Origin of the sequence: Streptomyces sp. NPDC090032 (genome assembly GCF_044748025.1) — a bacterium.
GTDB lineage: Bacteria > Actinomycetota > Actinomycetes > Streptomycetales > Streptomycetaceae > Streptomyces.
Window position 1 is genome coordinate 156644 of the sequence record NZ_JBIVFF010000004.1, and the last position, 24157, is coordinate 180800.

Here is a 24157-nt window from a genome sequence, read left to right on the forward strand (position 1 = left end):
ATGCTGACCCTGACCCAGGCCCTCTACGACCAGATCGTCGCCCACGCGCGCGCCGACCACCCCGACGAGGCGTGCGGCGTCGTCGCGGGACCGGTGGGCACCGGCAGGCCCGAGCGCTTCATCCCGATGCTCAACGCCGCCCGCTCGCCCACGTTCTACGAGTTCGACTCGGGTGACCTGCTGAAGCTGTACCGCGAGATGGACGACCGGGACGAGGAGCCCGTGATCATCTACCACTCGCACACCGCGACCGAGGCCCACCCCTCCCGCACCGACATCACGTACGCGAACGAGCCGGGCGCCCACTACGTCCTCGTCTCCACCGCGGACACCGACGACGCGGGCCCCTTCCAGTTCCGCTCGTTCCGGATCGTCGAGGGCGCCGTGACCGAGGAAGAGGTCGAGGTCACCCCGTAGCCGGGCCTCCGCGACCCCGCCGCGCCACAGGGCGTCCCAGACTTCGGACGGATATCGACCACATGGTGAGATCACACTCCGGGATCCCGGCCGGGAATCGATACGATGACCGCATGGTTCTCCACGACGTGAGTGACAAGACGCCGGGCATGCTGCTCGTGGCGCGGCTTCACGTCGACCTGTGCCGCCTCGCCAGCGCCATCTGTCCGCGCTGAACCGATTCGCCGTACGGCCGTGAGCCGCGGCGCCGCACCCGCGTACGACCACGTACCCCCCAGGCAATGCCCCGCGCCGCCGCGCGCCGCGCCCACCACTGACTTCTTCCGACAGGAGCCTTCAGCCATGGCCATCGAGGTCCGCATCCCGACCATCCTCCGCACCTACACCGACGGCGAGAAGGCCGTACAGGGCAGCGGGGACACGCTCGCCGAGCTCTTCGCCGACCTCGAGTCCCGCCACACGGGCATCCAGGCCCGCATCGTCGACGGCGACAAGCTGCGCCGCTTCGTGAACGTCTACCTGAACGACGAGGACGTCCGCTTCCTGGACGGCATCACCACCAAGCTCGCCGACGGCGACAACGTCACGATCCTGCCGGCCGTGGCCGGCGGCATGGCCTGATCGGGATGCGGTACGACTCCCCGCTCGCCGCGGTCGGCAACACCCCCCTGGTGCGGCTGCCGCGGCTCTCGCCCTCCGAGGACGTACGGATCTGGGCGAAGCTCGAGGACCGCAACCCGACCGGCTCGGTCAAGGACCGCCCCGCGCTCCACATGATCGAGCAGGCCGAGAAGGACGGCCGGCTCACCCCCGGCTGCACCATCCTCGAGCCGACCTCGGGCAACACCGGCATCTCGCTGGCCATGGCGGCCCGCCTCAAGGGCTACCGCATGGTGTGCGTCATGCCGGAGAACACCTCGCAGGAGCGCAGGGACCTGCTCGCCATGTGGGGCGCCGAGATCATCCCGTCGCCCGCGGCGGGCGGCTCCAACACGGCCGTCCGCATGGCCAAGGAACTGAGCGCGCAGCACCCGGCCTGGGTGATGCTCTACCAGTACGGGAACCCGGACAACGCCGGTGCCCACTACGCGACGACCGGCCCCGAGATCCTCGCCGACCTGCCCTCCGTCACACACTTCGTGGCGGGCCTCGGTACGACGGGCACCCTCATGGGCGTCGGGCGCTACCTGCGCGAACAGAAGCCGGACGTCAAGATCGTCGCAGCGGAGCCGCGCTACGACGACCTGGTCTACGGCCTGCGCAACCTCGACGAGGGCTTCGTCCCCGAGCTGTACGACGCCTCCGTCCTGACCACCCGCTTCTCGGTCGGCTCCGCGGACGCGGTGACCCGCACCCGTGAACTCCTCCAGCAGGAGGGCATCTTCGCGGGCGTCTCCACCGGAGCGGCCCTGCACGCGGCGATCGGCGTCGGCCGCAAGGCGGTCGCGGCCGGGGAGTCCGCCGACATCGTCTTCGTGGTCGCCGACGGCGGCTGGAAGTACCTGTCGACCGGCGTCTACACGGCGGCCACGACGGAAGAAGCGATCGAGACGCTGCACGGCCAGCTCTGGGCGTAGCCGCGAATCGTCGAAGCGGGGGCCGGGCCGGCAGCAATGCGGCCCGGCCCCCGCTCCCGCGTCAGCCCGCGTTCACGTAAGCCGGCCGCGGTCACCCCGCCAGATACCGGACCTGATCCCACACCACCGGATCCAGCACCCCGGCCCTGCGCCGGAAGTCCCCCACGGGAACCTCACGCAGCTCGTCCGTCTCCAGGAAGCTCGGCCTGCCCTGCGCGTCCCCGACCGACCCGGGCGGCAGCGCGATCACCCCGGCCCGCTCGTCGTGGTACTTGCTGGTGATCTTCGCGACGCGTACCCGCCGCCGGTGCACCGTGAGAACGAGGCACGGCCTGTCCTTGCCGCCCGGCCCGTCCTCGTACGGCACCTGCGCCCACCAGATCTCGCCCGGCTGCGGCCGCGCACCGCGAGCGTGCGGTCCCCGCGGCGGGCGGGTCCGGCCGCCGGGCCGGCGACGGTGCCCGCGGCCCCACCCGTCGACGAGCGTCGCGACGAGCGCGAGCAGCAGCACGGCAGCGAGCGCGAGCCACCATGACGTGTCCATACGGACGACCGTACCGGTGGCGCCCGCGCGACGCCGCAACTGACGCACGCCCCCCGAACCGGTGACAGCACAGGTGAGTTCTCCCACAACGGCCCACGACGGAGGAGCGACCGGCCCTTTTGCGCTTTACGCTCGACGGACCGCTCGACCCCTCTTCCTTCTGCTCCCATCCCGCTCTCTGACTGCCAGCGCGGAGGTTCCGGCTCTTATGAAGCTCACCGTCGTCGGCTGCTCGGGGTCGTTCCCGTCCGCGGATTCGGCCTGTTCGAGCTACCTCATCGAGGCCGACGGCTTCCGGCTGCTACTCGACATGGGCAACGGCGCCCTGGGCGAGCTGCAGCGCCACTGCGGTCTCTACGACCTCGACGCGATCTTCCTCAGCCATCTGCACGCCGACCACTGCATCGACATGTGCGGCTACTTCGTGGCGCGCTACTACCGCCACGACGGCGGCCGCGCAGCCCCGATCCCGGTCTACGGCCCCGAAGGCACGGAACAGCGCCTCACCACGGCCTACGCCGACACACCCTCCGCCTCCTCGATGAGCGAGGTCTTCGACTTCCACACCGTGAAGCCGGGCCGGCACGAGATCGGCCCGTTCACGGTGCGCACGGAGAAGGTGTGCCACCCCGTCGAGGCGTACGGCATCCGCGTCGAGCACGACGGCAGGTCGCTCACGTACTCCGGGGACACCGGTGCGTGCGCCGCGCTCGACGAACTCGCCGCGGACAGCGACCTGTTCCTGTGCGAGGCGGCGTTCACACACGGCAAGGAGAACATCCCCGACCTGCACCTCAACGGCCGCGAGGCGGGCGAGTCCGCGGCCCGCGCCGGGGCCCGCCGTCTGGTCCTCACCCACATCCCGCCGTGGACGGACCCCCAGGCCAACCTCGCGGACGCCCGCGCCGTGTACGACGGTCCGGCCGAACTGGCCGTGCCCGGGCGGGTGTACGAGATCTGAGCCCGGCACGGCGAAGGCCCCGGAACCGAATCGGTTCCGGGGCCTTCACCGTCGTGCGGGGCCGGGGCCTACTTGCTCTCGGCCTTGAGGATCTCGGCCAGTTCCTCGTCGGACTCACGGCCCGGCGTAGGAATGTTGAACTTGGTGATCGCGAACCGGAAGATCACGTAGTAGACCACCGCGAAGCAGAGGCCGACCAGCGCGAGACCCCACGGGTTGGTCGCGATGCCGAGGTTGAGGAAGTAGTCGACCGCGCCGGCGGAGAAGCCGAAGCCGTCCTTCATGCCGAGCCCCCAGGTCAGCGCCATCGAGACACCCGTGAGGACCGCGTGGATCGCGTACAGGGCCGGGGCGATGAACATGAACGTGAACTCGATCGGCTCCGTCACACCGGTGACGAACGCGGTGGCGGCGAGCGAGAACATCATGCCGCCGACGACCTTGCGGCGCTCGGGACGGGCGCAGTGGACGATCGCGAGGCAGGCCGCCGGGAGGGCGAACATCATGATCGGGAAGAAGCCGGTCATGAACTGGCCGGCGCTCGGGTCGCCCTGGAGGAAGCGGGCGATGTCGCCGCTCTTGCCCTCGTAGGTACCGGCCTGGAACCACGGGAACGAGTTGAGCAGGTGGTGCATGCCGATCGGGATCAGCGCACGGTTGGCGACACCGAAGATGCCGGCGCCGACCGCGCCCGAGCCGACCAGCCACTCACCGAAGTTGTGCAGACCGGTGCCGAGCACGGGCCAGATGAGACCGAAGACGATGCCGATGACCAGGCCCGCGAAGGCGGAGAGGATCGGGACGAGGCGGCGGCCGCCGAAGAAGCCGGCCCAGTCGGGCAGCTTGGTCCGGTAGAACTTCTGGTAGAGCAGGGCCACGACGACGCCCATGACCACACCGCCGAGCACACCGGCGTTGACCGGCGCCTCGTTCATGACGATCTTGCCGTCGACGACGGCGGCGACCTTCGGCAGGTTGCCGTCGGTGAAGGTGGCGAGCACCTTCTGGAAGACCAGGTAGCCGGTGACGGCCGCGAGCGCGGTGGAGCCGTCGGACTTCTTGGCGAAGCCGATGGCGATACCGACGCAGAACAGCAGCGGCATGTTGTCGAGCAGCGCGCCGCCGCCCGCCGACATGTAGGACGCCAGCTTGGTGATGAAGGTCGGGAACGAGTCCTTGCCGAGCATGTCGGGCTGGCCGAACCGGACCAGGAGCGCGGCGGCGGGCAGCACCGCGACCGGCAGCATGAGGCTGCGGCCGATGCGCTGCATGACAGCCATCGCGCCCGCGCCCTTCTTCTTGGCGGCCGCGGGGGCGGCACTGGCCGTGGTCACAACTTCCTCCAGTAGGCAAGGCGCCGCCCGGGGGACAGGTGGGGACGGCGGCGTCTCGGGAACGCGGCCCCGAGGCCGCGTGGTCTACACCACCCAGTGGTGTAGACCTGTTGTAGCACGGTGAAGGTCGTATAAGGAACCTGCGATTTCCCGGGATCCTTGTGCGCTCGGTCATATGCGACAGCGCGAAACAAAACCCCCGGACCGAGGAGGTCCAGGGGTCTTGGGGGTGGTGAGGGGGTGAGGGGTGGGGCGCTGGGGCTCGGGGGAGCGGGAGAGGTCAGGCCTTCGTGACGTCCTCGACCTCGTCCGCCGGCTCTCGTCCCGGTGTCTTCAGGTCGAACTTCGTGATCGCGAACCGGAAGATCACGTAGTAGACCGCCCCGAAGGCCAGCCCGATCGGGATGATCAGCCATGGCTTGGTCGCCAGGCTCCAGTTGATGACGTAGTCGATCAGGCCCGCCGAGAAGCTGAAGCCGTCGTGCACACCGAGCGCCCACGTCACCGCCATCGATACGCCGGTGAGGACCGCGTGGATCGCGTACAGCACCGGTGCCACGAAGAGGAACGAGTACTCGATCGGCTCGGTGATGCCGGTGACGAACGAGGTCAGGGCGACCGACAGCATCAGGCCGCCGACCACCTTGCGGCGCTCCGGGCGCGCGCAGTGCGTCATCGCCAGACACGCGGCCGGCAGCGCGAACATCATGATCGGGAAGAAGCCCGAGGTGAACTGGCCCGCGTTCGGGTCCCCCGCCAGGAACATGTTGATGTCACCGTGGACCTGCGTCCCGTCCGGCTTCGTGTACGTGCCGAACTGGAACCAGATGGGCACGTTGAGGAACTGGTGCAGGCCGATCACCAGCAGCGCGCGGTTCGCGAGGCCGAAGATCCCGGAGCCGAGCCAGCCGAGCCCGACGAGCCAGTCGCTGAAGCTCTCCAGGGCGTCACCGATCGGCGGCCAGATCCACAGACAGACCGCGGCGACGGCGATGGCGACGAAGGCCATGATGATCGGGACGAGCCGGCGGCCGTTGAAGAAGCCGAGCCAGTCGACCAGCTTCGTGCGGTGGAAACGCTGCCAGAAGAACGCGGCGAGCAGCCCCATGACGATCCCGCCGAAGACGCCCGGATTCTGGTAGCCGAACGGCACCACCGTGCCGTCCGGCCCCGCGCAGCCGGTGACGACCGCCTTCGCGCTGGGTCCGCAGTCCACCGGGAACTGGTGCAGCACGTTGTAGTAGACGAGGAAGCCGACGACCGCCGCGAGCGCCGTCGAACCGTCCGACTTCTTGGCCATGCCGATCGCCACACCGACACAGAAGAGAAGAGGGAGGCCGAGCGCGCCGTCCAGCAGGGCGGAACCGGCACCGACCATCACCTTGGAGACATCGGTCCACCCCAGACCGTCGTCGCCGAAGACGTCCGGCTGGCCGAGCCGGTTGAGGATGCCGGCCGCGGGCAGCACGGCGATGGGGAGCTGGAGGCTGCGACCCATCTTCTGCAGGCCCTGGAAGAGGTTGTTCCACGGGCTGGGTTTGTAGACGGCCGCGCTGTCGGCGCTCATGGGCGTCCTCCCGGAACAAGCCACTGTGGCGGTACGTTCGGCGGTCGTGGGAAACTGGTGTAGACCAGTTGCGGGACGGGTCGGCGGGCGCCGGCCCGGGAGGGCATGACGCCGTGATCGCCATCATTCGTCACGGGCTGAATGACCGCTCGTGAAGATGGGCCAACCGTGGGTTACCGTGACAAAGCGGGCCCATGGCGGGCCGAGAGAAAAGTCAGGGAGAACCACATGGCCACCAAGGCTGAGAAGATCGTCGCCGGGCTCGGCGGGCTCGACAACATCGAAGAGGTCGAGGGCTGCATCACCCGCCTGCGCACCGAGGTCGTCAACCCCGACCTCGTCAACGAGGCCGCCCTGAAGGCCGCCGGTGCCCACGGCGTCGTCAAGATGGGCACCGCCATCCAGGTCGTCATCGGCACCGACGCCGACCCCATCGCCGCCGACATCGAAGACATGATGTGAGCACCCGGAACACCCGGCAACCCGCCTGAGCACCACACGAAGAAGGCCCCGCACCGGACACCCGGAACGGGGCCTTCGACGTTTTCGCTAGGCTCCCTCCCATGTCTCGCATCGACGGCCGCACCCCCGAACAGCTCCGCCCCATCACCATCGAACGCGGGTGGAGCAAGCACGCAGAAGGCTCCGTCCTCGTCTCCTTCGGCGACACCAAAGTCTTCTGCACCGCCTCCGTCACCGAAGGCGTCCCCCGCTGGCGCAAGGGCAGCGGCGAAGGCTGGGTCACCGCCGAGTACTCGATGCTCCCGCGCGCCACCAACACCCGAGGCGACCGCGAATCCGTCCGCGGCAAGATCGGCGGCCGCACCCACGAGATCTCCCGCCTCATCGGCCGCTCACTGCGCGCCGTCATCGACTACAAGGCCCTCGGCGAGAACACCATCGTCCTCGACTGCGACGTCCTCCAGGCCGACGGCGGCACCCGCACCGCCGCCATCACCGGCGCCTACGTCGCCCTCGCCGACGCCATCACCTGGGCCCAGGGCAAGAAGCTCATCAAGGCCGGCCGCCAGCCCCTCACCGGCACCGTCTCCGCCGTCTCCGTCGGCATCGTCGGCGGCATCCCCCTCCTCGACCTCTGCTACGAGGAGGACGTCCGCGCCGACACCGACATGAACGTCGTCTGCACCGGCGACGGCCGCTTCGTCGAGGTCCAAGGCACCGCCGAGGCCGAGCCGTTCGACCGCGACGAACTCAACTCCCTTCTCGACCTTGCCGTTTCCGGCTGCGCCGACCTCGCCACCGCCCAGCGCGCGGCACTCGAGGCCACCCTCCAAAGGTAAAGAGCACGCCAAGTAGGGTGGCAACCCGAAAGACGTCAACTGCGTCACTACGGATGGGCGTACGGCATCTGGCCGTGCGCCCATCCGTACACAAAGGGGAGGACCGTTCCATGGCCGCGCGCCCACGACACCGTCGCCGTACCGCCGTCATAGCCGTCACCGCGGCACTCATCGCCGTACCGGCCGCCGCCGGCTGCGGCGCGCTCGACAAGGCGCTCGACTGCGTCCAGACCGCCGACTCCATCGCCGACAGCGTCTCCGACCTCAAGCAGGCCGTCGAGAGCGCGACGAACGACCCCGCGCAGGCCGACAAGGCGCTCGACTCCATCGACAAGAACCTCGACAAGATCGGCGACAAGACCGACAACGCCGACGTCTCCAAGGCCGTCGACGACCTCAACACCGCGGTGAGCAGCGTCCGTACGGCCATCAAGAACGGCGACGGAACCCCCGACATCACCCCCGTCACGGACGCCGCCGGCGAACTGACCAAGGTCTGCACGCCGTAACACCGGCGCGATACTGGTCCCCATGACCCGCCTCATCCTCGCCACCCGCAACGCCGGCAAGATCACCGAACTCCGGGCGATCCTCGCCGACGCAGGCCTGCCCCACGACCTCGTCGGCGCGGACGCCTACCCCGACATCCCCGACGTCAGGGAAACCGGCGTCACCTTCGCCGAGAACGCCCTCCTCAAGGCCCACGCCCTCGCCAAGGCCACCGGCCTCCCCGCCGTCGCCGACGACTCGGGCCTCTGCGTCGACGTACTCGGCGGAGCCCCCGGCATCTTCTCCGCCCGCTGGGCCGGCCGCCACGGCGACGACAAGGCCAACCTCGACCTCCTCCTCGCCCAGCTCGGCGACATCGACGACGACGTCCACCGGGGCGCCCACTTCGCGTGCGCCGCGGCGCTCGCCCTGCCGGACGGCACGGAGCGAGTGGTCGAGGGCCGGCTGAGGGGAGTGCTGCGGCACGCCCCGGCGGGTTCGGGCGGCTTCGGCTACGACCCGATTCTGCAGGTGGAGGGCGATACGCGGACGTGCGCGGAGCTGACCCCGGACGAGAAGAACGCGATCTCGCACCGGGGGAAGGCGTTTCGGGCGCTGGTGCCGGTGGTGCGGGAGTTGTTGGGCTGAGTTCTCGCCACGCACGACGAAGGGCGCTCCCTGCTGGGGAGCGCCCTTGTGTGTGCGGTCGGAGGGATTCGAACCCTCACGGGATTTCTCCCACCGGGACCTAAACCCGACGTGACTGCCAGATTCCACCACGACCGCGAAATAACGGACATCTCACCCTCTCGGTGAGATCCGCCCCGTCAGTGTACGGCGACGCTGCTCGGCGCGGGAGCGCGCGTGTCGCGTCGGCACCAAGTTCTAGTCAGGTCCTGACAGTTCGACGAGCGGGGGATCAGAACTTCGGTGCCCGCGCCTGGGACTCCACCAGTTCTGCCGCCTCCTCCTGCGTCTCCACCGACGGCGGGGAGCCCGCCAGGGGCTGTTGGGCCGTTTCCTTCATGCAGGCCACCGCGATGATGCCGACCAGGGCCGCCGCCATGGCGTAGTACGCGGGCATCATGTCCGTGCCCGTGACGCTGATCAGGGCCGTGATGACCAGCGGTGTGGTGCCGCCGAAGAGGGACGCCGAGAGGTTGTAGCCCACGGAGAGCGAGCCGTAGCGGACCTGGGTGGGGAAGAGGGCCGGGAGCGCAGCCGACATCGTGCCGAGCATGCAGACGAGGGACAGGCCCAGGAGCAGCATGCCGAGCGAGACCGCCCACAGGGCGCCGTTCTTGACCAGCAGGAACGAGGGGATGGAGAGGAAGAAGAAGCCCAGCATTCCCGCCATCAGGAGCGGCTTGCGGCCGAAGCGGTCGGAGAGTTTGCCGACCTGGCTGATGACCAGCATGAGCACGATCATCGTGGCGATGAGGATGAGGAGTCCGTGGGACTCCTTGTAGCCCATCTCGTCGGACAGGTACGTCGGCATGTACGACAGGAGCATGTAGTCGGTGATGTTGTACGCGCCGACCAGGCAGATGCACAGGATCAGCGTCGGCCAGTAGCCGCGGAAGATCTTGGCCAGGTCGCCCTTCGCGGTGGTCTCGATGTTCGACGCGGCGTCCGAGGCCCGGTGCGAGGACTCGTCCTCGAGTTTCTGGAAGGCGGGGGTCTCGTCGAGGCGCAGTCGCAGGTAGAGGCCGACGAGGCCGATCGGGCCGGCGACCAGGAACGGGACGCGCCAGCCCCAGGACTCCATGCCTGAGCTGCCGAGGAGGGTGGTGAGGACGGTGACGAGGCCCGCGGCGCCGACGTAGCCGGCGAGGGTGCCGAACTCCAGGAAGCTGCCGAAGTAGCCGCGGCGTTTGTCGGGTGCGTACTCGGCGATGAAGGTGGAGGCGCCGCCGTACTCGCCGCCCGTGGAGAAGCCCTGGACCAGGCGGAAGAAGATCAGCAGGACGGGTGCCCAGAAGCCGATGGCGGCGTACGACGGGATCAGTCCGATGGCGAACGTGCCGATGGCCATCAGGATCATCGTCGCCGCGAGGACCTTCTTGCGGCCGATCTTGTCCCCCATCGGGCCGAAGACCATGCCACCGATGGGGCGTACCAGGAAGGAGACGGCGAAGGTCGCGAAGGAGGAGATCAGCTGGACCGTGGCGTTCCCGGAGGGGAAGAAGACATGGCCGATGGTGACGGCGAGGTAGCTGTAGATGCCGAAGTCGAACCATTCCATGGCATTGCCGAGTGAGGCGGCCTTCACGGCCCGCTTCACCGCCGCGTCGTCGGTGACGGTGATGTCGGTGCGGCGCAGAGGGGGATTCTTCCGGCGTTTCACGGCGCGGAAGAGGGTCCGGTGGCGCTTGACCGCCTGGGGGTCGGCGGCGGACCCCGTCTGTTCTGGGTCGAGGACGCCCGACATGGAGTGATCCCTTCTGTGGACGCGGAGTTCCAGGGAATCACTTGCTCAGGGGTGGCGTTCGCAAACGGAAGTCCCCTGCGAAAGGGACTTCCGTCACGTTCGCGCGTACCCGGAACGGGGTCGCCACGCGTACCCGGAAGGGGCTGCGGTGGTCCGCGGCCGACGGGTCAGATGCCGAGATCCTTGATGATCTTCGCGACGTGGCCGGTGGCCTTCACGTTGTAGAGGGCGCGCTCGACCTTGCCGTCCTCGTCCACGATGATCGTGGAGCGGATCACGCCCGTCACTGTTTTGCCGTAGAGCTTCTTCTCGCCGTACGCGCCGTACGCCTCCAGGGTCTCCTTCGAGGGGTCGCCGACCAGCGTGACCTTGAGGTTCTCCTTCTCGCGGAACTTCGCGAGCTTCTCCGGCTTGTCGGGGGAAATGCCGATCACGTCGTAGCCGGCGCCCGCGAGGACGTCGAGGTTGTCCGTGAAGTCGCAGGCCTGCTTCGTGCAGCCGGGGGTGAGGGCGGCCGGGTAGAAGTAGACGATCGTCTTGCGGCCCTTGTGGTCGGCGAGGGAGACCTCGTTGCCGTCCGCGTCGGGCAGCGTGAAGGCGGGGGCGGTGTCGCCGGTCGTCAGTCGCTCGCTCATGGTGGGACTCCTCGTACGGGATACGGGTACGGGACCCGAGCGTAATGGGGGTGCCGTGGGGTGCGAGGGCCGCCGAGCTGACAGACTGTCCACGATCAGTGCCATAACAGCGACCACGGAGGCAGCGCGGTGTCGGACACGTCGAGAACGTCGGATGCGCGGACCCCGGCGCAGATCGAGGCGGACATAAAGCGCCGTCGCGAGGCGCTGGCGGAGACGCTCGACGAGATCGGGGTGCGGGTGCACCCTAAGACGATCGTCGGTGACGCGAAGGCCAGGTTCGTCGCCGGTGTCGACCACTCCCTCGGGCGGGCCTACGTGGGTGCGAACCGGATGGTGTCGGAGGTCAAGGCCCAGTTCGTCTCCGAGGAGGGTGCGCCGCGTGTGGAGCGCATCGTTCCGGTGGCCGTCGCCGTGGTCGGCGTCGTGGGGCTGCTCGCCATGACCGCGCGGCGCCGCAAGCGCTGACCCTTCCTGCCTACGGGCACGGCGGCGGCAGGTAGGTTTCGGGGCGTGAGCGCCAACAGAGAGAAGAACAGCACCCAGCACGACAAGCTGCCCATCCGCATGCTGCACGACCGTGTGCTCGTGCGGCAGGACACCGCCGAGGGCGAGCGGCGCAGCGGCGGCGGCATCCTGATTCCGGCGACCGCGGCGGTCGGGCGGCGTCTGGCCTGGGCCGTGGTGGTGGCCGTCGGGCAGAACGTGCGGACCGTGGAGCCGGGCGACCGGGTGCTGTACGACCCGGAGGACCTGGCCGAGGTCGAGGTGCGGGGTGTCGCGTACGTGCTGATGCGTGAGCGCGATCTGCACGCGGTGGCCGCCGACCGGTTCGAGGGTTCCCAGGATTCGACCGGGCTGTACCTGTAGGTGCCGCGCAAGGTCTTGTAGGTGTCGTTCAAGGGCTGGTGACCGTTGTCACCAGCCCTTTTGCGTGTTCTTTGCTACCTTTGAGGGACCCCGACGAGACGCGCCGTACCGGGTATCGCAAAGACGACGCACCCCTGTTGATCCAACTGACGGAGGTGCCTGTCATGGCCTGGGTTCTTATCGTGATCGCCGGATTTCTCGAGGTCGGCTGGTCGATCGGCATGAAGTTCACGGACGGGTTCACCCGCCTGTGGCCGAGCGTGTTCACCGGCGCGGGCATCGTCGCCAGCATGGTGCTGCTCTCCTACGCCGCGAAGTCCCTGCCGATCGGTACGGCCTACGGCGTGTGGGTGGGCATCGGTGCGGCCGGTGCGGCCGTCGTCGGCATGCTGGCGCTCGGGGAGCCGGCGACGGCGGCGCGGATCTTCTTCATCGTGCTGCTGCTCGTGGCCATCGTGGGTCTGAAGGCGACGTCGGGCCACTAGGCCTTGTCGTCGGCCCAGTCGGCCCAGTCGGCCCAGTCGGCCCAGTCGGCCCGGTCGGCCCGGTCACTCCCCGGGGTAGGAGTCGGAGTCGCGGCCGGGGTCCGAGTCGCGGTCGGGGTAGTCCGAGTCGCCGAACAGTTCGTTCACCGGCCCTGAGGGCGGGTTCGGTTCCTCCGACGGCGTCGCGGGGGTGGGCTCCGCCGGTGTGGACGGTGCGGTCGGGGGGCCGGACGACGGCGGTTCGGACGAGGTTTCGTCGGAGGGCTCGCCTGACGACGGTTCGGTGGACGGTTCGTCCGGTGCGGCCGACGGGATCTCGGGCTGTTCGGCGCCGGCCTCCAGTTCCAGGTCGAAGTCTTTGGCCGGGCTGCCCTCGAGCGCCGCCTTGGTGAACTGGGCCCAGATCTGCGCCGGGAAGCCGCCGCCGTTGATCCTTGACAGGCCGAGCGCCCCGTACAGCGGGGTGTGGGCGCCGGTGTCGGGGTTCTGGCCCATGACGGCGACGACGGTGGCGAGGTCGGGCGTGTAGCCCGCGAACCAGGCCGCCGTGTCCTCCTCCGCGGTGCCGGTCTTGCCCGCGGCGGGCCGGTCCGCGGCGAGGGCGGCGGTGCCGGTGCCGCCCTCGACGACGCTCTGCAGGACGGATGTCGTCGTGTCGGCGGACTCGCGCGTGACGGCGCGCCTGGTGGTCTGCTCGGGCAGGTCGACGCTCTCGCCGTCCTTGGTGACCTCGGCGACGAGGGTGTACGTGGCGCGCCTGCCGTGGTTGGCGAGGGTGGCGTACGCCTCGGTCATGTCGAGGACGCTGGCCGTGGCCGGGCCGAGAGCGATCGAGGGGGACTCGGTCAGGTCGGGGGTGTTCTTGGGGAGGCCGAGGGCGATCGCGGTCTGCTTGACCTTGTCGGAGCCGACGTCGACGGCCATCTGCGCGTAGACCGCGTTGACGGACTTGTCGGTGGCGGCGCGGACGGTGATGGGGCCGTAGTCGACCTTGTCCTCGTTCTCGGGGGCGTAGTAGCCGCCGCTCCAGCCTTGTACGGGGCGGGCGTTGGTGCCGTCGTAGACGGTGTTCGGGGTGATGGTGCGGCCGTCCTGGGTGGTGGAGGCGTTCTCCACGGCCGAGGTGAGGACGAACGGCTTGAACGTGGAGCCGACTTGGTAGTCGCGGCGCGTGGCGTTGTTGACGTACTGCTTCGTGTAGTCGATGCCGCCGTACATCGCGAGGACCTGGCCGGTCGCGGGGTCGATGGCGGCGCCGCCTGCGCGGACGTTGCGGTCGGCCGGGCGGTTCTCCTTGTCGACCTTGGACATCAGCCGGTCGTCGACGGCCTTGACGAAGGCGTCCTGTTTCTTCTTCTGGAGTGTGGTGGTGATGCGGTAGCCGCCGACGGCCAGGGTGTCCTCGTCGATGATGTCGTTGTCCGTGAGGTAGTCCTTGACGGCCTGGACGAGGTAGCCGCGCTGGCCGGACATCCCGGCGGGGCCCTTGGCGTCGTCGGGCATGGGGAACGTCATCTTCCGGCGGTCGGCCGGGCTGAGCCACTGCTCCTTGACCATGCCGTCGAGGACGTAGTTCCAGCGGGCGACGGCCTGCGGCTTGTTCTCCGGGTGGGCGATGACGTCGTACGAGCTGGGGGCGTTGAGGAGGGCGGCGAGGTAGGCGCCCTGAGCGGTGGTCAGGTCCTCGACGTCGACGCCGTAGTAGGCCTGGGCGGCGGCCTGGATGCCGTAGGCGTTGCGCCCGAAGTAGCTGGTGTTGAGGTAGCCCTCGAGGATGGCGTCCTTGCTCTCCTCGCGGTCCAGCTTGATCGAGATGAAGAACTCCTTCACCTTGCGGCTGATGGTCTGTTCCTGGCCCAGGTAGTAGTTCTTCACGTACTGCTGGGTGATCGTCGAGCCGGACTGTTTGCCCTTGCCGGTGACGGTGTTCCAGGCGGCGCGGACCATCGCCTTGGGGTCGATGGCGGACTCGCTGTAGAAGTCGCGGTCCTCGGCGGCGAGTACGCCGTGCTGGACGGTCCTCGGGATCTGGGAGAGGGAGACGTTCTCGCGGTTGATCTCGCCGTCGCGGGCGAGCTGGCTGCCGTCGGCGTACAGGTAGACGTTGCTCTGCGCGGTGGCGGTCGCGTTGGCGGGCGGGATCTTGACGAGGACGTAGCCGAGGGCGAACAGGCCGATGCACAGGAGCAGCAAGCCGAGGATCGTGCCGAGGACCGTGCGCCAGGTGGGGATCAGGCGGCGCAGGCCCGTGCGCGGGGGGCGTTTGCGTTTCGCGGGCTTCCCGGCCTCTCCGGCCTTCCCGGTGTTCCCGGACTGTGCGGCCTTCGGCTGCTGCGGCTCGTCGCTCATGCCCTGTGGAACTCCTGTTTCGCTCCGTACGTCACGTACGCCTCGTACGGCACTTTTCGCCCTGCCGGACACTCTGGCATCGATGGGTGGTGCGGCCGGGGTGTGGCACGCGTCGAGGGGGCCGAAAATGCGTGGCACGGTACACCCCGCTCCCGCTAGGCTCCTGCGCTTTGGTCCGGAACGGAAGACGGGAGCGGGCGCTTGTCCGTGGGATCTTTCCGGCTGTACGCGGCCGTGGCCGCCGGCGGGTTCCGGCGCTTCGCGACGTACCGGTCGGCCACCGCGGCGGGCGTGTTCACGAACACCGTCTTCGGGTTCATCGTGGCGTACACGTACATGGCGCTGTGGGACGAGCGGCCGGGGCTCGGCGGGTACGACCAGGCGCAGGCGCTGACGTACGTGTGGATCGGGCAGGCGCTCGCGCAGGCCCTGTCGATGTTCAACACGGGCTTCGCCGTCGACATGGTGGCGCGGATCCGCAGCGGCGACATCGCCGTGGACCTGTACCGGCCCGTAGACCTCCAACTGTGGTGGCTGGCGGGGGACTTGGGGCGGGCCATGTTCCAGCTGGCCAGCCGGGGCGTGGTGCCGCTGACGGTGGGAGCGCTCGCCTTTCCGCTCGCGCTGCCGGGTGATCCGGTGGTGTGGCTGGAGTTCCTGGTGGCGGTGGCGCTGGCCGTGGTGGTGAGCTTCGCGATCCGCTATGTGCTGGCGCTGAGCGCGTTCTGGCTGCTCGACGGGTCGGGCGTGCTGCAGTTCGGCGGTCTGGTGGGGATGTTCTTCACGGGTCTGCTGCTGCCGCTGAACGCGATGCCGGGCGCGCTCGGTGACATCGCGCGGGTGCTGCCGTGGGCGTCGCTCCTCCAGATGCCGGCCGACATCCTCCTCGGCGCCCGCTCCGGCGCGGCCGAGGTCCTTTCCGCGTACGCCTTCCAGGCCGGGTGGGCGGTCGTCCTGCTCGCGGCGGGCCGTCTCCTCCAGTCCTCCGCGACACGCAAGGTGGTGCTTCAAGGTGGCTGACGCCGGCGGCGGCGTACGCGTCTACGGGCTGATCGCCGCGATGTGGATCCGCTCCACCCTGGTCTACCGCACGTCGTTCGCGGCCGCGATCCTCACCAACTTCCTGGTCACGGCGCTCGATTTCGTCGTGATCTGGATGATGTTCTCGCAGGCCACCTCGCTCGGCGGCTACAGCTTCGCGGAGACCGCCTTCCTGTACGGGACCGCGTCCGTCTCCTTCGGGATCACCGCCCTCCTGTTCGGCAGCGTCGACGATCTCGGGCTGCGGGTGCGCGACGGCTCGCTCGACGCGTTCCTGGTGCGCCCCGCCCCGGTGCTCGTCCAGGTCGCCGCGGACCGCTTCGGCCTGCGCCGCCTCGGCCGGTTCCTCCAGGGCGCCCTGGTCCTCGGCTGGTCCCTGGCGCGCCTCGACATCGACTGGACGGCCACGAGACTGCTCCTGCTGCCGGTGATGCTGCTGAGCGGCGCGGCGATCTTCGGCGCGGTGTACGTGGCCGGGGCGGCGTTCCAGTTCTGGGCGCAGGACGCGGCCGAGGCGCAGAGCGCGTTCACGTTCGGCGGGCTGACGCTGCTCCAGTACCCGCCGACGGTGTTCGCCAGGGACTTCGTGATCGGCGTGACGTTCGTCGTGCCGCTGGCCTTCGTCAACTGGCTGCCCGGGCTGTACGTGCTCGGCCGCGCCTACCCCCTCGGCCTGCCCTGGTGGCTCGCCTTCACGCCGCCGCTGGTGGCCGTCGCGAGCTGCGCGCTCGCGGGTCTGGCCTGGCGCGCGGGTGTCCGTTCGTACCGCAGCACCGGGAGCTGAAGACGTATGACTGAGGACTTCATCGAGGTCGAGGGCGTGGAGAAGGTCTTCGACGTGCGCAGGAAGACGGGGCTGCTGCGGCGCGAGCGCCATCAGGTGCGGGCCGTCGACTCGCTCACCTTCAGCGTGCCGCGCGGCGAGATGGTCGGCTACATCGGGCCGAACGGCGCGGGCAAGTCCACCACGATCAAGATGCTCACCGGCATCCTCACGCCCAGCGCCGGCCGGCTGCGCGTCGCGGGCATCGAGCCGTCCCGCGAGCGGACGCGGCTCGCGCGGCGGATCGGCGTCGTGTTCGGGCAGCGCACGACGCTGTGGTGGGACCTGCCGCTGATCGACTCGTACCGGCTGATGCACCGCATGTACCGCATCCCGGACGCCCGCTACCGGGAGAACCTCGACCGTTGCGTCGAACTCCTCGAAATCGGCGGCCTGTTGGACACTCCGGTGCGGCAGCTCTCCCTCGGGCAGCGCATGCGCGGCGACATCGCGGCGGCCCTGCTGCACGACCCCGAGGTGCTCTACCTCGACGAGCCGACCATCGGGCTCGACATCGTCTCCAAGGTCAAAGTGCGCGGATTCCTGCGGGAGTTGAACGAGGAGCGCGGCACGACGGTGCTGCTGACCACGCACGACCTGACCGACATCGAGCAGCTCTGCAAGCGCGTCATGGTCATCGACCACGGGCGCCTGATGTACGACGGACAGCTCGACGGCCTGCACCAGGTGGGGGAGAGCGAGCGGACCCTCGTCGTCGACCTGGAGCGTGAACTGCCGCCGCTGGACGTGCAGTTCGCCCGCGTGGTGAAGGTGGACGGGCCGCGCCAGTGGCTGGCGTTCCCGGCCGCGCAGTCGGCGGCGCCGCTCGTCGCGCAGATCGCGGCTCAGTATCCGCTGGCCGATCTGTCGGTGCGGGAGCCGGACATCGAGTCCGTGATCGCGCGGATGTACGCCCAGGAGGAACCATCCCTGGGAGGAACGCCCGCATCCTCGTAGGCTGGCCCCATGACGGACGAACGCCCTGAGCGCCCCGAGCCGAACGCCCAGCCCGAGCTGCGGGCCTCCGACGCCGACCGGGACCGGGTCGCGGAGGTCCTGCGGGACGCCCTCGCCGAGGGCCGCCTGGACATGGAGGAGTTCGACGAGCGTCTTGAGGCCGTGTACAAGGCGCGTACGTACGGCGAGTTGGCGCCCATCACGCGCGATCTGCCGGGGGCGGGCGCGGCGCCGGCGACCCCGGTGAGCTTCGTGAAGGAGCCGCGGCCCGAGGGCGCCGTCGACTGGCCGGCCCGGATCGGCGGGGAGGCCTCGTCCACGTGGGCGGCCGCGCTCTTCGGCGGGTTCGGCCGCAAGGGGCGCTGGACGGTGGGCGAGAAGTTCACCGCGTTCGCGATGTTCGGCGGCGGCGACATCGATCTGCGGGAGGCGCGGTTCGCGTCCCGCGACGTGGTCATCAACTGCTTCACGATCATGGGCGGGATCCAGATCAAGGTGCCGCCGGAGCTGGATGTCACGGTCAAGGGCTTCGGTTTCATGGGCGGCGTCGACGACCGGGCGTCGGGCGGGGGCACGCCGGGTTCCCCGCGGGTGATCATCCGGGGGTTCGCCCTGATGGGCGGCGTCGGCGTGGACCGCAAGGTGACGCGTGAGGAGCGCCTTCGCCTCAAGGAGGAGCGCCGGCAGGACAAGCTGGAGCGCAGGACCGCGCACCGTGAGGCGCTGGAGGGGCACCGCGACCGGCACGCCGACCGCCATGAGCTGCGGCACGCGCGGCACGAGGAGCGGCGCGAGCGCCAGTGGGAGCGGGCGGAGGAGCGCCGCGAGAGGCGTGAGCGGTAGCCCTTGGCCGTAGACCCCCGCTGTAGCCCCCAGTCGTAGCCCCCCGGGGCCGGGCGCTACAGCTCGGCCGGGGTCGAGCCCTTCAGCGTCGTCAGGTTGAACGTGTCCGCCATCCTGCGGAAGCCGGAGTCGCTCGGGTGCAGGTGGTCGCCGGAGTCGTACCCGGGCTGGAGCTTGCGCGGGTTGTACGGGTCGCGCAGCGCCTTGTCGAAGTCGACGAACTCGTCGAAGACCTTGCCGGAGCGGATCTGCGCGTTCACGGACTGGCGCACGCCTTCGAGGCGGGGCTCGTAGCCGCGGTGGCCCTGGAACGGCATGAGCGTCGCGCCGACCACGCGCAGGCCGCGCGTGTGCGCCTGCCGGGTCAGCTCCCGCAGACCTTCGACGATCTTGTCGGGGTCGTTCTGGTGCGGGTTACGGAGGATGTCGTTGATGCCGAGCGCGATCACGACGGCTTTGACGCCGGAGCGGTCGAGGACGTCCCGGTCGAAGCGGGAGAGGCCGCTCGGGTTGTTCGCGGGGCGGCCGAGGCCGTCGGACAGGATGCGGTTGCCGCTGATTCCCTGGTTGACCACGCCGTAGCGGGCCGTGCCGTTCTCGTCGCGCAGCCGGTCGGCGAGGGCGTCCGTCCAGCGGCGGTTGGCGCCCACGGTCGAGGTGACGCCGTCGGTCAGGGAGTCGCCGATCACGACGACGGTGCCGTCCGACTCGTTGCTCAGCACATCGAGCGCGGTGACGTAACGCCAGTAGGGGGTCTGCTGTGTGAACGGGGCGCCGGTCGCGTCCTCCGCGCGGTCGCCCTGCGCGACGTACGACGTCTGGCGGGCCTGCGGGTGGTAGGTGACCGGGCCCGACGGGGTGGGCGAGTAGCTCGTGACGAGCATGTCCGTGTCGTGCGGGACATGCAGCCGCACGGCGTCGCTCATGGCCTGGGAGCCGGCCGGGATGACGACCGAGGTGTTGCCGCCGAAGGTGAGGCGGCGCAGAGTGCCCGGCGCGGCGGCCGGGTTGTTGGGTGCGGACGCGACGGCGACCGAGGCGTGCGTGATGCTGAGCGGCTGCTGCCCGTAGAGGTTGGAGAACGTGATGCGGGCGCTGGTGCCGCCGATGCTGGTGTGCACGACGTTGCGCACGGTTCGGCCGGCGAGGCCGTCGGTCTCCGTGCCGGGCTCGCCGCCCGCGGGGGAGGCCGACCAACTGCCCGACCAGGTGCCGGTGGAGGCGGGGGCCGCCGAGTTCTGCGGGTGCCGGGGGCCGGCGCTGACGGTGCTGTTCGAGCCGTCGTAGGCGCCGGAGACACCCAGGTATATGGCGGCCGAAATCATGACGACCAGGGCCGCGACCGCGGCCAGCAGGGCATAACCGTGACGCTTGGTCATGCGGGGGTGTCTCCTCGGGCAGCGGGAGCCCCGAGGCTCCGGTGTGATGATCCCATGATGCGTCATGGGCCTGGAGGAAGCCGACACTGCCCCCCTCCGCCTTTTGAGACGCCGGGAACTTGTCGTCCGTTCCGGGAGTCGGTCAGGTAGGGACAATGTGTGAGAGGGATGACACGGGGGACTGCCGGGTGAGCGGACTTGTGACGGGCGGAGTGAGCTGAGTGGACGAAGCGGAGGACGCGAAGCGCGCGGCTGCCGCGCGCAGCGAGCAGGACTTGGAGGAAACGGGCGAAGCGGGCATGAGTGAGCATGCCCGCGCGGGCGGCTCCTCATTCGGTACGCGGCCGGCCCCGTTCAGCGGAGCGCCCGGCTCCTTCAGCCCCGCCGACATGGAGAAGCAGCGCGGCGTACGGCGGATGAAGACCACCGCCACCGGCCTGCTCCTCCTCGTCGCCGTCATCTACGTACTCGCCAAATGGGGTCAGAACTCCGGCGCAGGCGCCTGGGCGGGCTATGTCGCCGCGGCCGCCGAAGCGGGCATGGTCGGCGCCCTCGCCGACTGGTTCGCCGTCACCGCCCTCTTCCGACGCCCCCTCGGCCTGCCCATCCCGCACACCGCGATCATCCCCACCAAAAAGGACCAGCTGGGCGTCTCCCTCGGCGAGTTCGTCGGGGAGAACTTCCTCTCCTCCGACGTCGTACGGCAGCGGCTGCGCGCCGTCGGCATCGGCGGCCGGCTCGGCACCTGGCTGGCCGAACCGGAGCACGCCGACCGGGTGACCGCCGAACTCGCCACCGCCCTGCGCGGAGCCCTCACCGTGCTGCGCGACTCGGACGTCCAGGCCGTCGTCGGCGAGGCCATCACGCGCCGCGCGAACGCCCAGGAGGTCGCGCCCGGCATCGGCAAGATGCTGGAGAAGGTCGTCGCCGACGGCGGCCACAAGCGCGTCGTCGACCTGATCTGCGTACGCGCCCACGACTGGCTGGAGCAGCACGGGGACTCCGTGATGGACGCGGTGCAGGGCGGCGCCCCCGGCTGGACCCCGCGCTTCGTCGACAGGAAGGTCGGCGACCGCGTCTACAAGGAGCTGGTGCGCTTCGCCACCGAGATGCGCGACATGCCGGAGCACCCGGCCCGCGGCGCCCTCGACCGCTTCCTCGGCGACTTCGCCTCCGACCTCCAGTCCGACACGGACACGCGGGCGCGCGTCGAGCGCCTGAAGGCCGAGGTCATCGCCCGCCCCGAGGTCCAGGACCTGATCGCCTCCGCCTGGTCCGCGGTGCGCTCCATGATCGTCGCGGCGGCGGAGGACGAGCGCAGCGAACTGCGGCTGCGCGTACGGGCCTCGCTGCTCTCCCTCGGCTCCCGCATGGCGAGCGACGCGCGCCTCCAGGACAAGGTCGACGGCTGGGTCGAGGGCGCGGCCACGTACGTCGTGACGACGTACCGCAAGGAGATCACCTCCCTCATCACGGACACCGTGGCGAGCTGGGACGCCGAGCACACCTCGAAGAAGATCGAGGCACACATCGGCCGTGACCTGCAGTTCATCCGGATCAACGGCACGGTGGTGGGCTCGCTGGCCGGACTCGCGATCTACGCGGTGTCGCGGGCGCTGGGGGCGTGACGCGCGGGCCTCGCGGGCGCTGGGCGCGTGAGGCCCGGGCCTGGCGGCCGCCGCAGCGTCAGCGCCAGGAGCGCCGCCCCCGCGCACAGCGCGCCCGCGCCCACCCACACCGGGTCGTACGAGCCGAAAGTGTCCCGCGCCACCCCGCCCGCGAACGCCACGGCCCCCGCCCCGACCTGGTGCGCGGCGCTCACCCAGCCGAACACGACCGGGGCGTCCGCGCCGTAGTGCGCGCGGCACAGCGCGATCGTCGGCGGCACGGTCGCGACGTCGAGCAGCCCGAAGACGACGGTGAACGCGACGAGAGGCGTGTCCACCGCCGACGTCAGGAGCAGCGGCAGGGCGAGGAGGGTGAGGCCGCGCAGGGCGTAGTACGTGGCGAGAAGCCGGCGCGGATCGGCGCGGTCCGTCAGCCATCCGGACCCCACGGTCCCCGCCACGTTGAAGATCCCGATGAGGGAGAGCAGCGACGCGGCGACGGTGACCGGCATCCCGTGGTCGTGGGCGGCGGGTGCGAAGTGCGTCCACATCACCCCGTTCGTCGAGGCGCCGCAGACGGCGAACGTCCCGGCGAGCAGCCAGAACGGCCCGGTGCGGGCGGCGCGGGCGAGGGTGCGCAGGGCGCGCCGGGCGGCGTCTTCGGTTCGGTCGGAGGGATGGGCGGTGGCTTCGGTTCGGTCGGTGGGGCGCGTGTTGTCTCCGGTTCGGCCGGCGGGGTGAGCGGCGTCTTCCGTTCGGCCCGGTTCCTTCTGCGGATCGCGCACGGCGGCCCACACCACGGGCAGTGCGCAGGTGGCGGCGCACGCGAGGGCGGTGGCGGCGGCCCGCCACGAGTACGCGTCGATCACCCACGACAGCACGGGCAGGAACACGAACTGCCCCACCACGCTCGCCGCCGTGAGCAGCCCGGTGACGAGCCCGCGCCGCGCGACGAACCACCGCTCGGTGACGGTCGCCGCGAAGGTCGTGGCCGTCGCCCCCGTCCCCAGGCCCACCAGCACGCCCCAGTACAGGACGAACTGCCAGGGCGCGGTCATGGTCGTCGTCAGCGCGGCCCCGGCTCCCACGAGACACAGCGCGCCGACGGCGACGCGGCGCATCCCGAACCGGTCCATGAGGGCCGCGGCGAACGGCGCGGTCGCCCCGTACACGACCATGTTCACGAGCGAGCCGAGCCCGACGGACGCCCGTGACCAGCCGAGATCCGCGTGCAACGGCCCCACGAGCAGACCGGCGAGCGTACTGAACGCCCCGGCCGTGACGATGGCGAGCGCGGCGCCCGAGGCGACGGTCCAGGGTGACCCGGGATTCCGGGGATGCGGCCGGGGGTGGAAGTCCTTCATGACTTCACCCTGTGACGGAGGCGTCCGCCGCCACGACTGGCCAGATGGCCATGACCTGAAAGAATCTGGCCATGACGCCCGCGACGCCCGCAAGGCACGCGCCCCCGGAGCGCGGAAGCAGCCGTACGAGCCGCTGTACGGCCGGCCGTACGACCAGCCGGTCAGGCCCCCGGACCGTCGCCGTCCTCGTCAGGGACGGTGTCCTGCCGATGGAACTCGGCCTGGTCCACCAACTGTTCGGCACGGCGAGATCGGTGTCGGGCGAGCGGCTCTACGACGTCGTCACCTGCGCGCCGCGCCCCGGCAGGATCCGTACGGACGCGGACTTCCCGATCTACGCGGAACACGGCCTGGCGACCGTGGCGACGGCGGACACCGTCCTCGTACCGGCGTCGCACGAGACGGACGAGGCATTGCAACCCGGCGCGCTGGACGGCGAGTTGGCGGCGGCCCTGCGCACGTCACCGGCCCGCGTCGCCTCCATCTGCACCGGCTCCTTCGTCCTCGCCGCGGCGGGACTCCTGGACGGCCTGCGCGCGACGACGCACTGGATGTCGTCGGACCTCTTCGCGCGGACGTTCCCGGCGGTCACGGTGGACGCGGACGTCCTCTACGTCGACGAGGGAAGGGTGTTGACCTCCGCCGGCGAGGCGGCCGGCATCGACCTGTGCCTCCACATGATCCGCCGCGACCACGGCGCGGCGGTCGCGGCGGAGGTGGCACGCCGCACGGTGGTGCCGCCGCACCGGGAGGGCGGGCAGGCGCAGTACATTCAACGCCCCGTGGAATCAGAGGGGTTGACGTCCACGTCGGCGTCGCGCGCGTGGGCCCTGACCCACCTCGCCGAGCCCCTCACCCTCGCCGGACTGGCCGCGCACGACGCCATGTCCGTGCGCACCTACAGCCGCCGCTTCCGTGAGGAGACCGGCCTCACCCCGATCCAGTGGCTGACCCAGCGCCGGGTGGACCGCGCGCGCGAACTCCTGGAACAGACCGACCACACCGTCGACCGCATCGCGACGGAGGCGGGCTTCGGCACGGGCGCGTCGCTCAGAGCGCACTTCCAGGCGGGGCTCGGGGTGTCGCCGGGGGCGTACAGGTCGACGTTCAGGGGGAGGTGAGGTCGACGTTCAGGGGAGGTGAGAGGGGGAAGCGAGAGGGGGGAGTGAGGGAGCCGGCCGGC

At 70.1% G+C, this 24157-nt stretch carries 26 protein-coding genes, 1 tRNA gene and 1 riboswitch; of the genes, 18 read left to right on the plus strand and 9 right to left on the minus strand.

The annotated features are described in order from the left end of the window. The 4 genes from ACIPWY_RS10580 (at position 1) to ACIPWY_RS10595 (ending at position 1994) form a co-directional block, all read left to right on the plus strand. Entirely contained in the window at positions 1-417 is a 417-nt protein-coding gene (locus tag ACIPWY_RS10580; RefSeq protein WP_362906217.1) for a M67 family metallopeptidase, read from the plus strand. Positions 418-530: 113 nt separating this feature from the next. Beyond that, positions 531-632 carry a putative leader peptide gene (locus tag ACIPWY_RS10585; protein WP_362906215.1) on the plus strand — a complete coding sequence of 34 codons (102 nt, stop codon included), beginning with the start codon at positions 531-533 and terminating at the stop codon, positions 630-632. Positions 633-759: 127 nt separating this feature from the next. Beyond that, positions 760-1038: a MoaD/ThiS family protein gene (locus tag ACIPWY_RS10590; RefSeq protein WP_362906212.1), complete on the plus strand. Its 279-nt coding sequence runs from the start codon at positions 760-762 to the stop codon at positions 1036-1038. 5 nt (positions 1039-1043) lie between these two features. Next, a complete protein-coding gene (locus ACIPWY_RS10595) occupies positions 1044-1994 on the plus strand; it encodes a PLP-dependent cysteine synthase family protein (protein WP_266670975.1) in 951 nt (316 codons plus the stop codon). Positions 1995-2085: 91 nt separating this feature from the next. On the opposite strand, the gene ACIPWY_RS10600 is transcribed toward ACIPWY_RS10595, so the two are convergent. Next, on the minus strand, positions 2086-2538 hold the full coding sequence (locus tag ACIPWY_RS10600) for a type II toxin-antitoxin system PemK/MazF family toxin (RefSeq protein WP_362906208.1): 453 nt from the start codon (positions 2536-2538) through the stop codon (positions 2086-2088). Positions 2539-2746: 208 nt separating this feature from the next. Between ACIPWY_RS10600 and ACIPWY_RS10605 the strand changes: the two genes are divergently transcribed. Beyond that, on the plus strand, positions 2747-3499 hold the full coding sequence (locus ACIPWY_RS10605) for an MBL fold metallo-hydrolase (protein ID WP_362906206.1): 753 nt from the start codon (positions 2747-2749) through the stop codon (positions 3497-3499). Between the two features lie 68 nt (positions 3500-3567). Here the strand turns inward: ACIPWY_RS10605 and ACIPWY_RS10610 are convergent, their stop codons facing one another. Beyond that, on the minus strand, positions 3568-4833 hold the full coding sequence (locus tag ACIPWY_RS10610) for a PTS transporter subunit EIIC (protein WP_362906204.1): 1266 nt from the start codon (positions 4831-4833) through the stop codon (positions 3568-3570). 280 nt (positions 4834-5113) lie between these two features. Then, positions 5114-6400, minus strand: a complete 1287-nt coding sequence (locus ACIPWY_RS10615) for a PTS transporter subunit EIIC (protein WP_362906202.1) — start codon at positions 6398-6400, stop codon at positions 5114-5116. Positions 6401-6541: 141 nt separating this feature from the next. Between ACIPWY_RS10615 and ACIPWY_RS10620 the strand changes: the two genes are divergently transcribed. From ACIPWY_RS10620 to rdgB, 4 genes are all read left to right on the plus strand, one after another. Beyond that, a complete protein-coding gene (locus ACIPWY_RS10620; RefSeq protein ID WP_362906200.1) occupies positions 6542-6862 on the plus strand; it encodes a PTS glucose/sucrose transporter subunit IIB in 321 nt (106 codons plus the stop codon). Positions 6863-6963: 101 nt separating this feature from the next. After that, positions 6964-7701 (plus strand): ribonuclease PH, encoded by a 738-nt coding sequence (gene rph, locus ACIPWY_RS10625; RefSeq protein ID WP_362906198.1) that lies wholly within the window; start codon positions 6964-6966, stop codon positions 7699-7701. Positions 7702-7811: 110 nt separating this feature from the next. Then, positions 7812-8210 carry a hypothetical protein gene (locus ACIPWY_RS10630; protein WP_401532777.1) on the plus strand — a complete coding sequence of 133 codons (399 nt, stop codon included), beginning with the start codon at positions 7812-7814 and terminating at the stop codon, positions 8208-8210. Between the two features lie 22 nt (positions 8211-8232). Further along, positions 8233-8838, plus strand: coding sequence for an RdgB/HAM1 family non-canonical purine NTP pyrophosphatase (gene rdgB, locus ACIPWY_RS10635; protein ID WP_362906194.1), 606 nt, complete (start codon positions 8233-8235; stop codon positions 8836-8838). A gap of 53 nt (positions 8839-8891) precedes the next feature. Here rdgB and ACIPWY_RS10640 read toward each other — a convergent pair. The 3 genes from ACIPWY_RS10640 to bcp form a co-directional block, all read right to left on the minus strand. Further along, positions 8892-8976: transfer RNA gene (locus ACIPWY_RS10640), tRNA-Leu, on the minus strand. Between the two features lie 133 nt (positions 8977-9109). Further along, complete coding sequence (proP, locus tag ACIPWY_RS10645) at positions 9110-10621, minus strand: glycine betaine/L-proline transporter ProP (protein WP_362906192.1); 1512 nt, start codon at positions 10619-10621, stop codon at positions 9110-9112. 167 nt (positions 10622-10788) lie between these two features. Further along, complete coding sequence (gene bcp / locus ACIPWY_RS10650; protein WP_393704548.1) at positions 10789-11256, minus strand: thioredoxin-dependent thiol peroxidase; 468 nt, start codon at positions 11254-11256, stop codon at positions 10789-10791. Between the two features lie 129 nt (positions 11257-11385). Here bcp and ACIPWY_RS10655 point away from each other — a divergent pair, with 129 nt between their 5' ends. The 3 genes from ACIPWY_RS10655 to ACIPWY_RS10665 all read left to right on the plus strand — a co-directional run bounded on the left by ACIPWY_RS10655 (position 11386) and on the right by ACIPWY_RS10665 (position 12611). Next, entirely contained in the window at positions 11386-11724 is a 339-nt protein-coding gene (locus ACIPWY_RS10655; RefSeq protein WP_362906188.1) for a DUF3618 domain-containing protein, read from the plus strand. 99 nt (positions 11725-11823) lie between these two features. Further along, a complete protein-coding gene (locus tag ACIPWY_RS10660; RefSeq protein WP_199841797.1) occupies positions 11824-12126 on the plus strand; it encodes a co-chaperone GroES in 303 nt (100 codons plus the stop codon). 64 nt (positions 12127-12190) lie between these two features. After that, positions 12191-12259, plus strand: a riboswitch (guanidine-III (ykkC-III) riboswitch). A gap of 31 nt (positions 12260-12290) precedes the next feature. Next, positions 12291-12611 (plus strand): DMT family transporter, encoded by a 321-nt coding sequence (locus ACIPWY_RS10665; protein WP_383885484.1) that lies wholly within the window; start codon positions 12291-12293, stop codon positions 12609-12611. Positions 12612-12674: 63 nt separating this feature from the next. Here the strand turns inward: ACIPWY_RS10665 and ACIPWY_RS10670 are convergent, their stop codons facing one another. Continuing rightward, positions 12675-14960, minus strand: coding sequence for a transglycosylase domain-containing protein (locus ACIPWY_RS10670; RefSeq protein ID WP_362906184.1), 2286 nt, complete (start codon positions 14958-14960; stop codon positions 12675-12677). A 207-nt stretch (positions 14961-15167) separates the two neighbouring features. On the opposite strand from ACIPWY_RS10670, the gene ACIPWY_RS10675 reads away from it, so the two are divergent. From ACIPWY_RS10675 to ACIPWY_RS10690, 4 genes are read left to right on the plus strand one after another with little or no spacing between them, the layout of a single operon-like run. Continuing rightward, complete coding sequence (locus ACIPWY_RS10675) at positions 15168-15980, plus strand: ABC transporter permease (protein ID WP_401533067.1); 813 nt, start codon at positions 15168-15170, stop codon at positions 15978-15980. 40 nt (positions 15981-16020) lie between these two features. Next, positions 16021-16785 carry an ABC transporter permease gene (locus ACIPWY_RS10680; RefSeq protein WP_401533069.1) on the plus strand — a complete coding sequence of 255 codons (765 nt, stop codon included), beginning with the start codon at positions 16021-16023 and terminating at the stop codon, positions 16783-16785. 6 nt (positions 16786-16791) lie between these two features. After that, positions 16792-17781, plus strand: coding sequence for an ABC transporter ATP-binding protein (locus ACIPWY_RS10685; protein ID WP_362906182.1), 990 nt, complete (start codon positions 16792-16794; stop codon positions 17779-17781). Between the two features lie 9 nt (positions 17782-17790). Continuing rightward, positions 17791-18624 carry a DUF1707 domain-containing protein gene (locus ACIPWY_RS10690; protein ID WP_362906180.1) on the plus strand — a complete coding sequence of 278 codons (834 nt, stop codon included), beginning with the start codon at positions 17791-17793 and terminating at the stop codon, positions 18622-18624. 56 nt (positions 18625-18680) lie between these two features. Here the strand turns inward: ACIPWY_RS10690 and ACIPWY_RS10695 are convergent, their stop codons facing one another. Beyond that, positions 18681-20003: an SGNH/GDSL hydrolase family protein gene (locus ACIPWY_RS10695; protein WP_362906178.1), complete on the minus strand. Its 1323-nt coding sequence runs from the start codon at positions 20001-20003 to the stop codon at positions 18681-18683. Between the two features lie 299 nt (positions 20004-20302). Here ACIPWY_RS10695 and ACIPWY_RS10700 point away from each other — a divergent pair, with 299 nt between their 5' ends. Beyond that, a complete protein-coding gene (locus ACIPWY_RS10700; RefSeq protein WP_362906427.1) occupies positions 20303-21631 on the plus strand; it encodes a DUF445 domain-containing protein in 1329 nt (442 codons plus the stop codon). Here ACIPWY_RS10700 and ACIPWY_RS10705 read toward each other — a convergent pair. Next, a complete protein-coding gene (locus tag ACIPWY_RS10705) occupies positions 21601-22974 on the minus strand; it encodes an MFS transporter (protein ID WP_401532782.1) in 1374 nt (457 codons plus the stop codon). The genes ACIPWY_RS10700 and ACIPWY_RS10705 overlap by 31 nt on opposite strands. Before the next feature lie 71 nt (positions 22975-23045). Between ACIPWY_RS10705 and ACIPWY_RS10710 the strand changes: the two genes are divergently transcribed. Next, positions 23046-24095, plus strand: coding sequence for a GlxA family transcriptional regulator (locus ACIPWY_RS10710; RefSeq protein WP_401532784.1), 1050 nt, complete (start codon positions 23046-23048; stop codon positions 24093-24095). Positions 24096-24157: the final 62 nt, after the last annotated feature.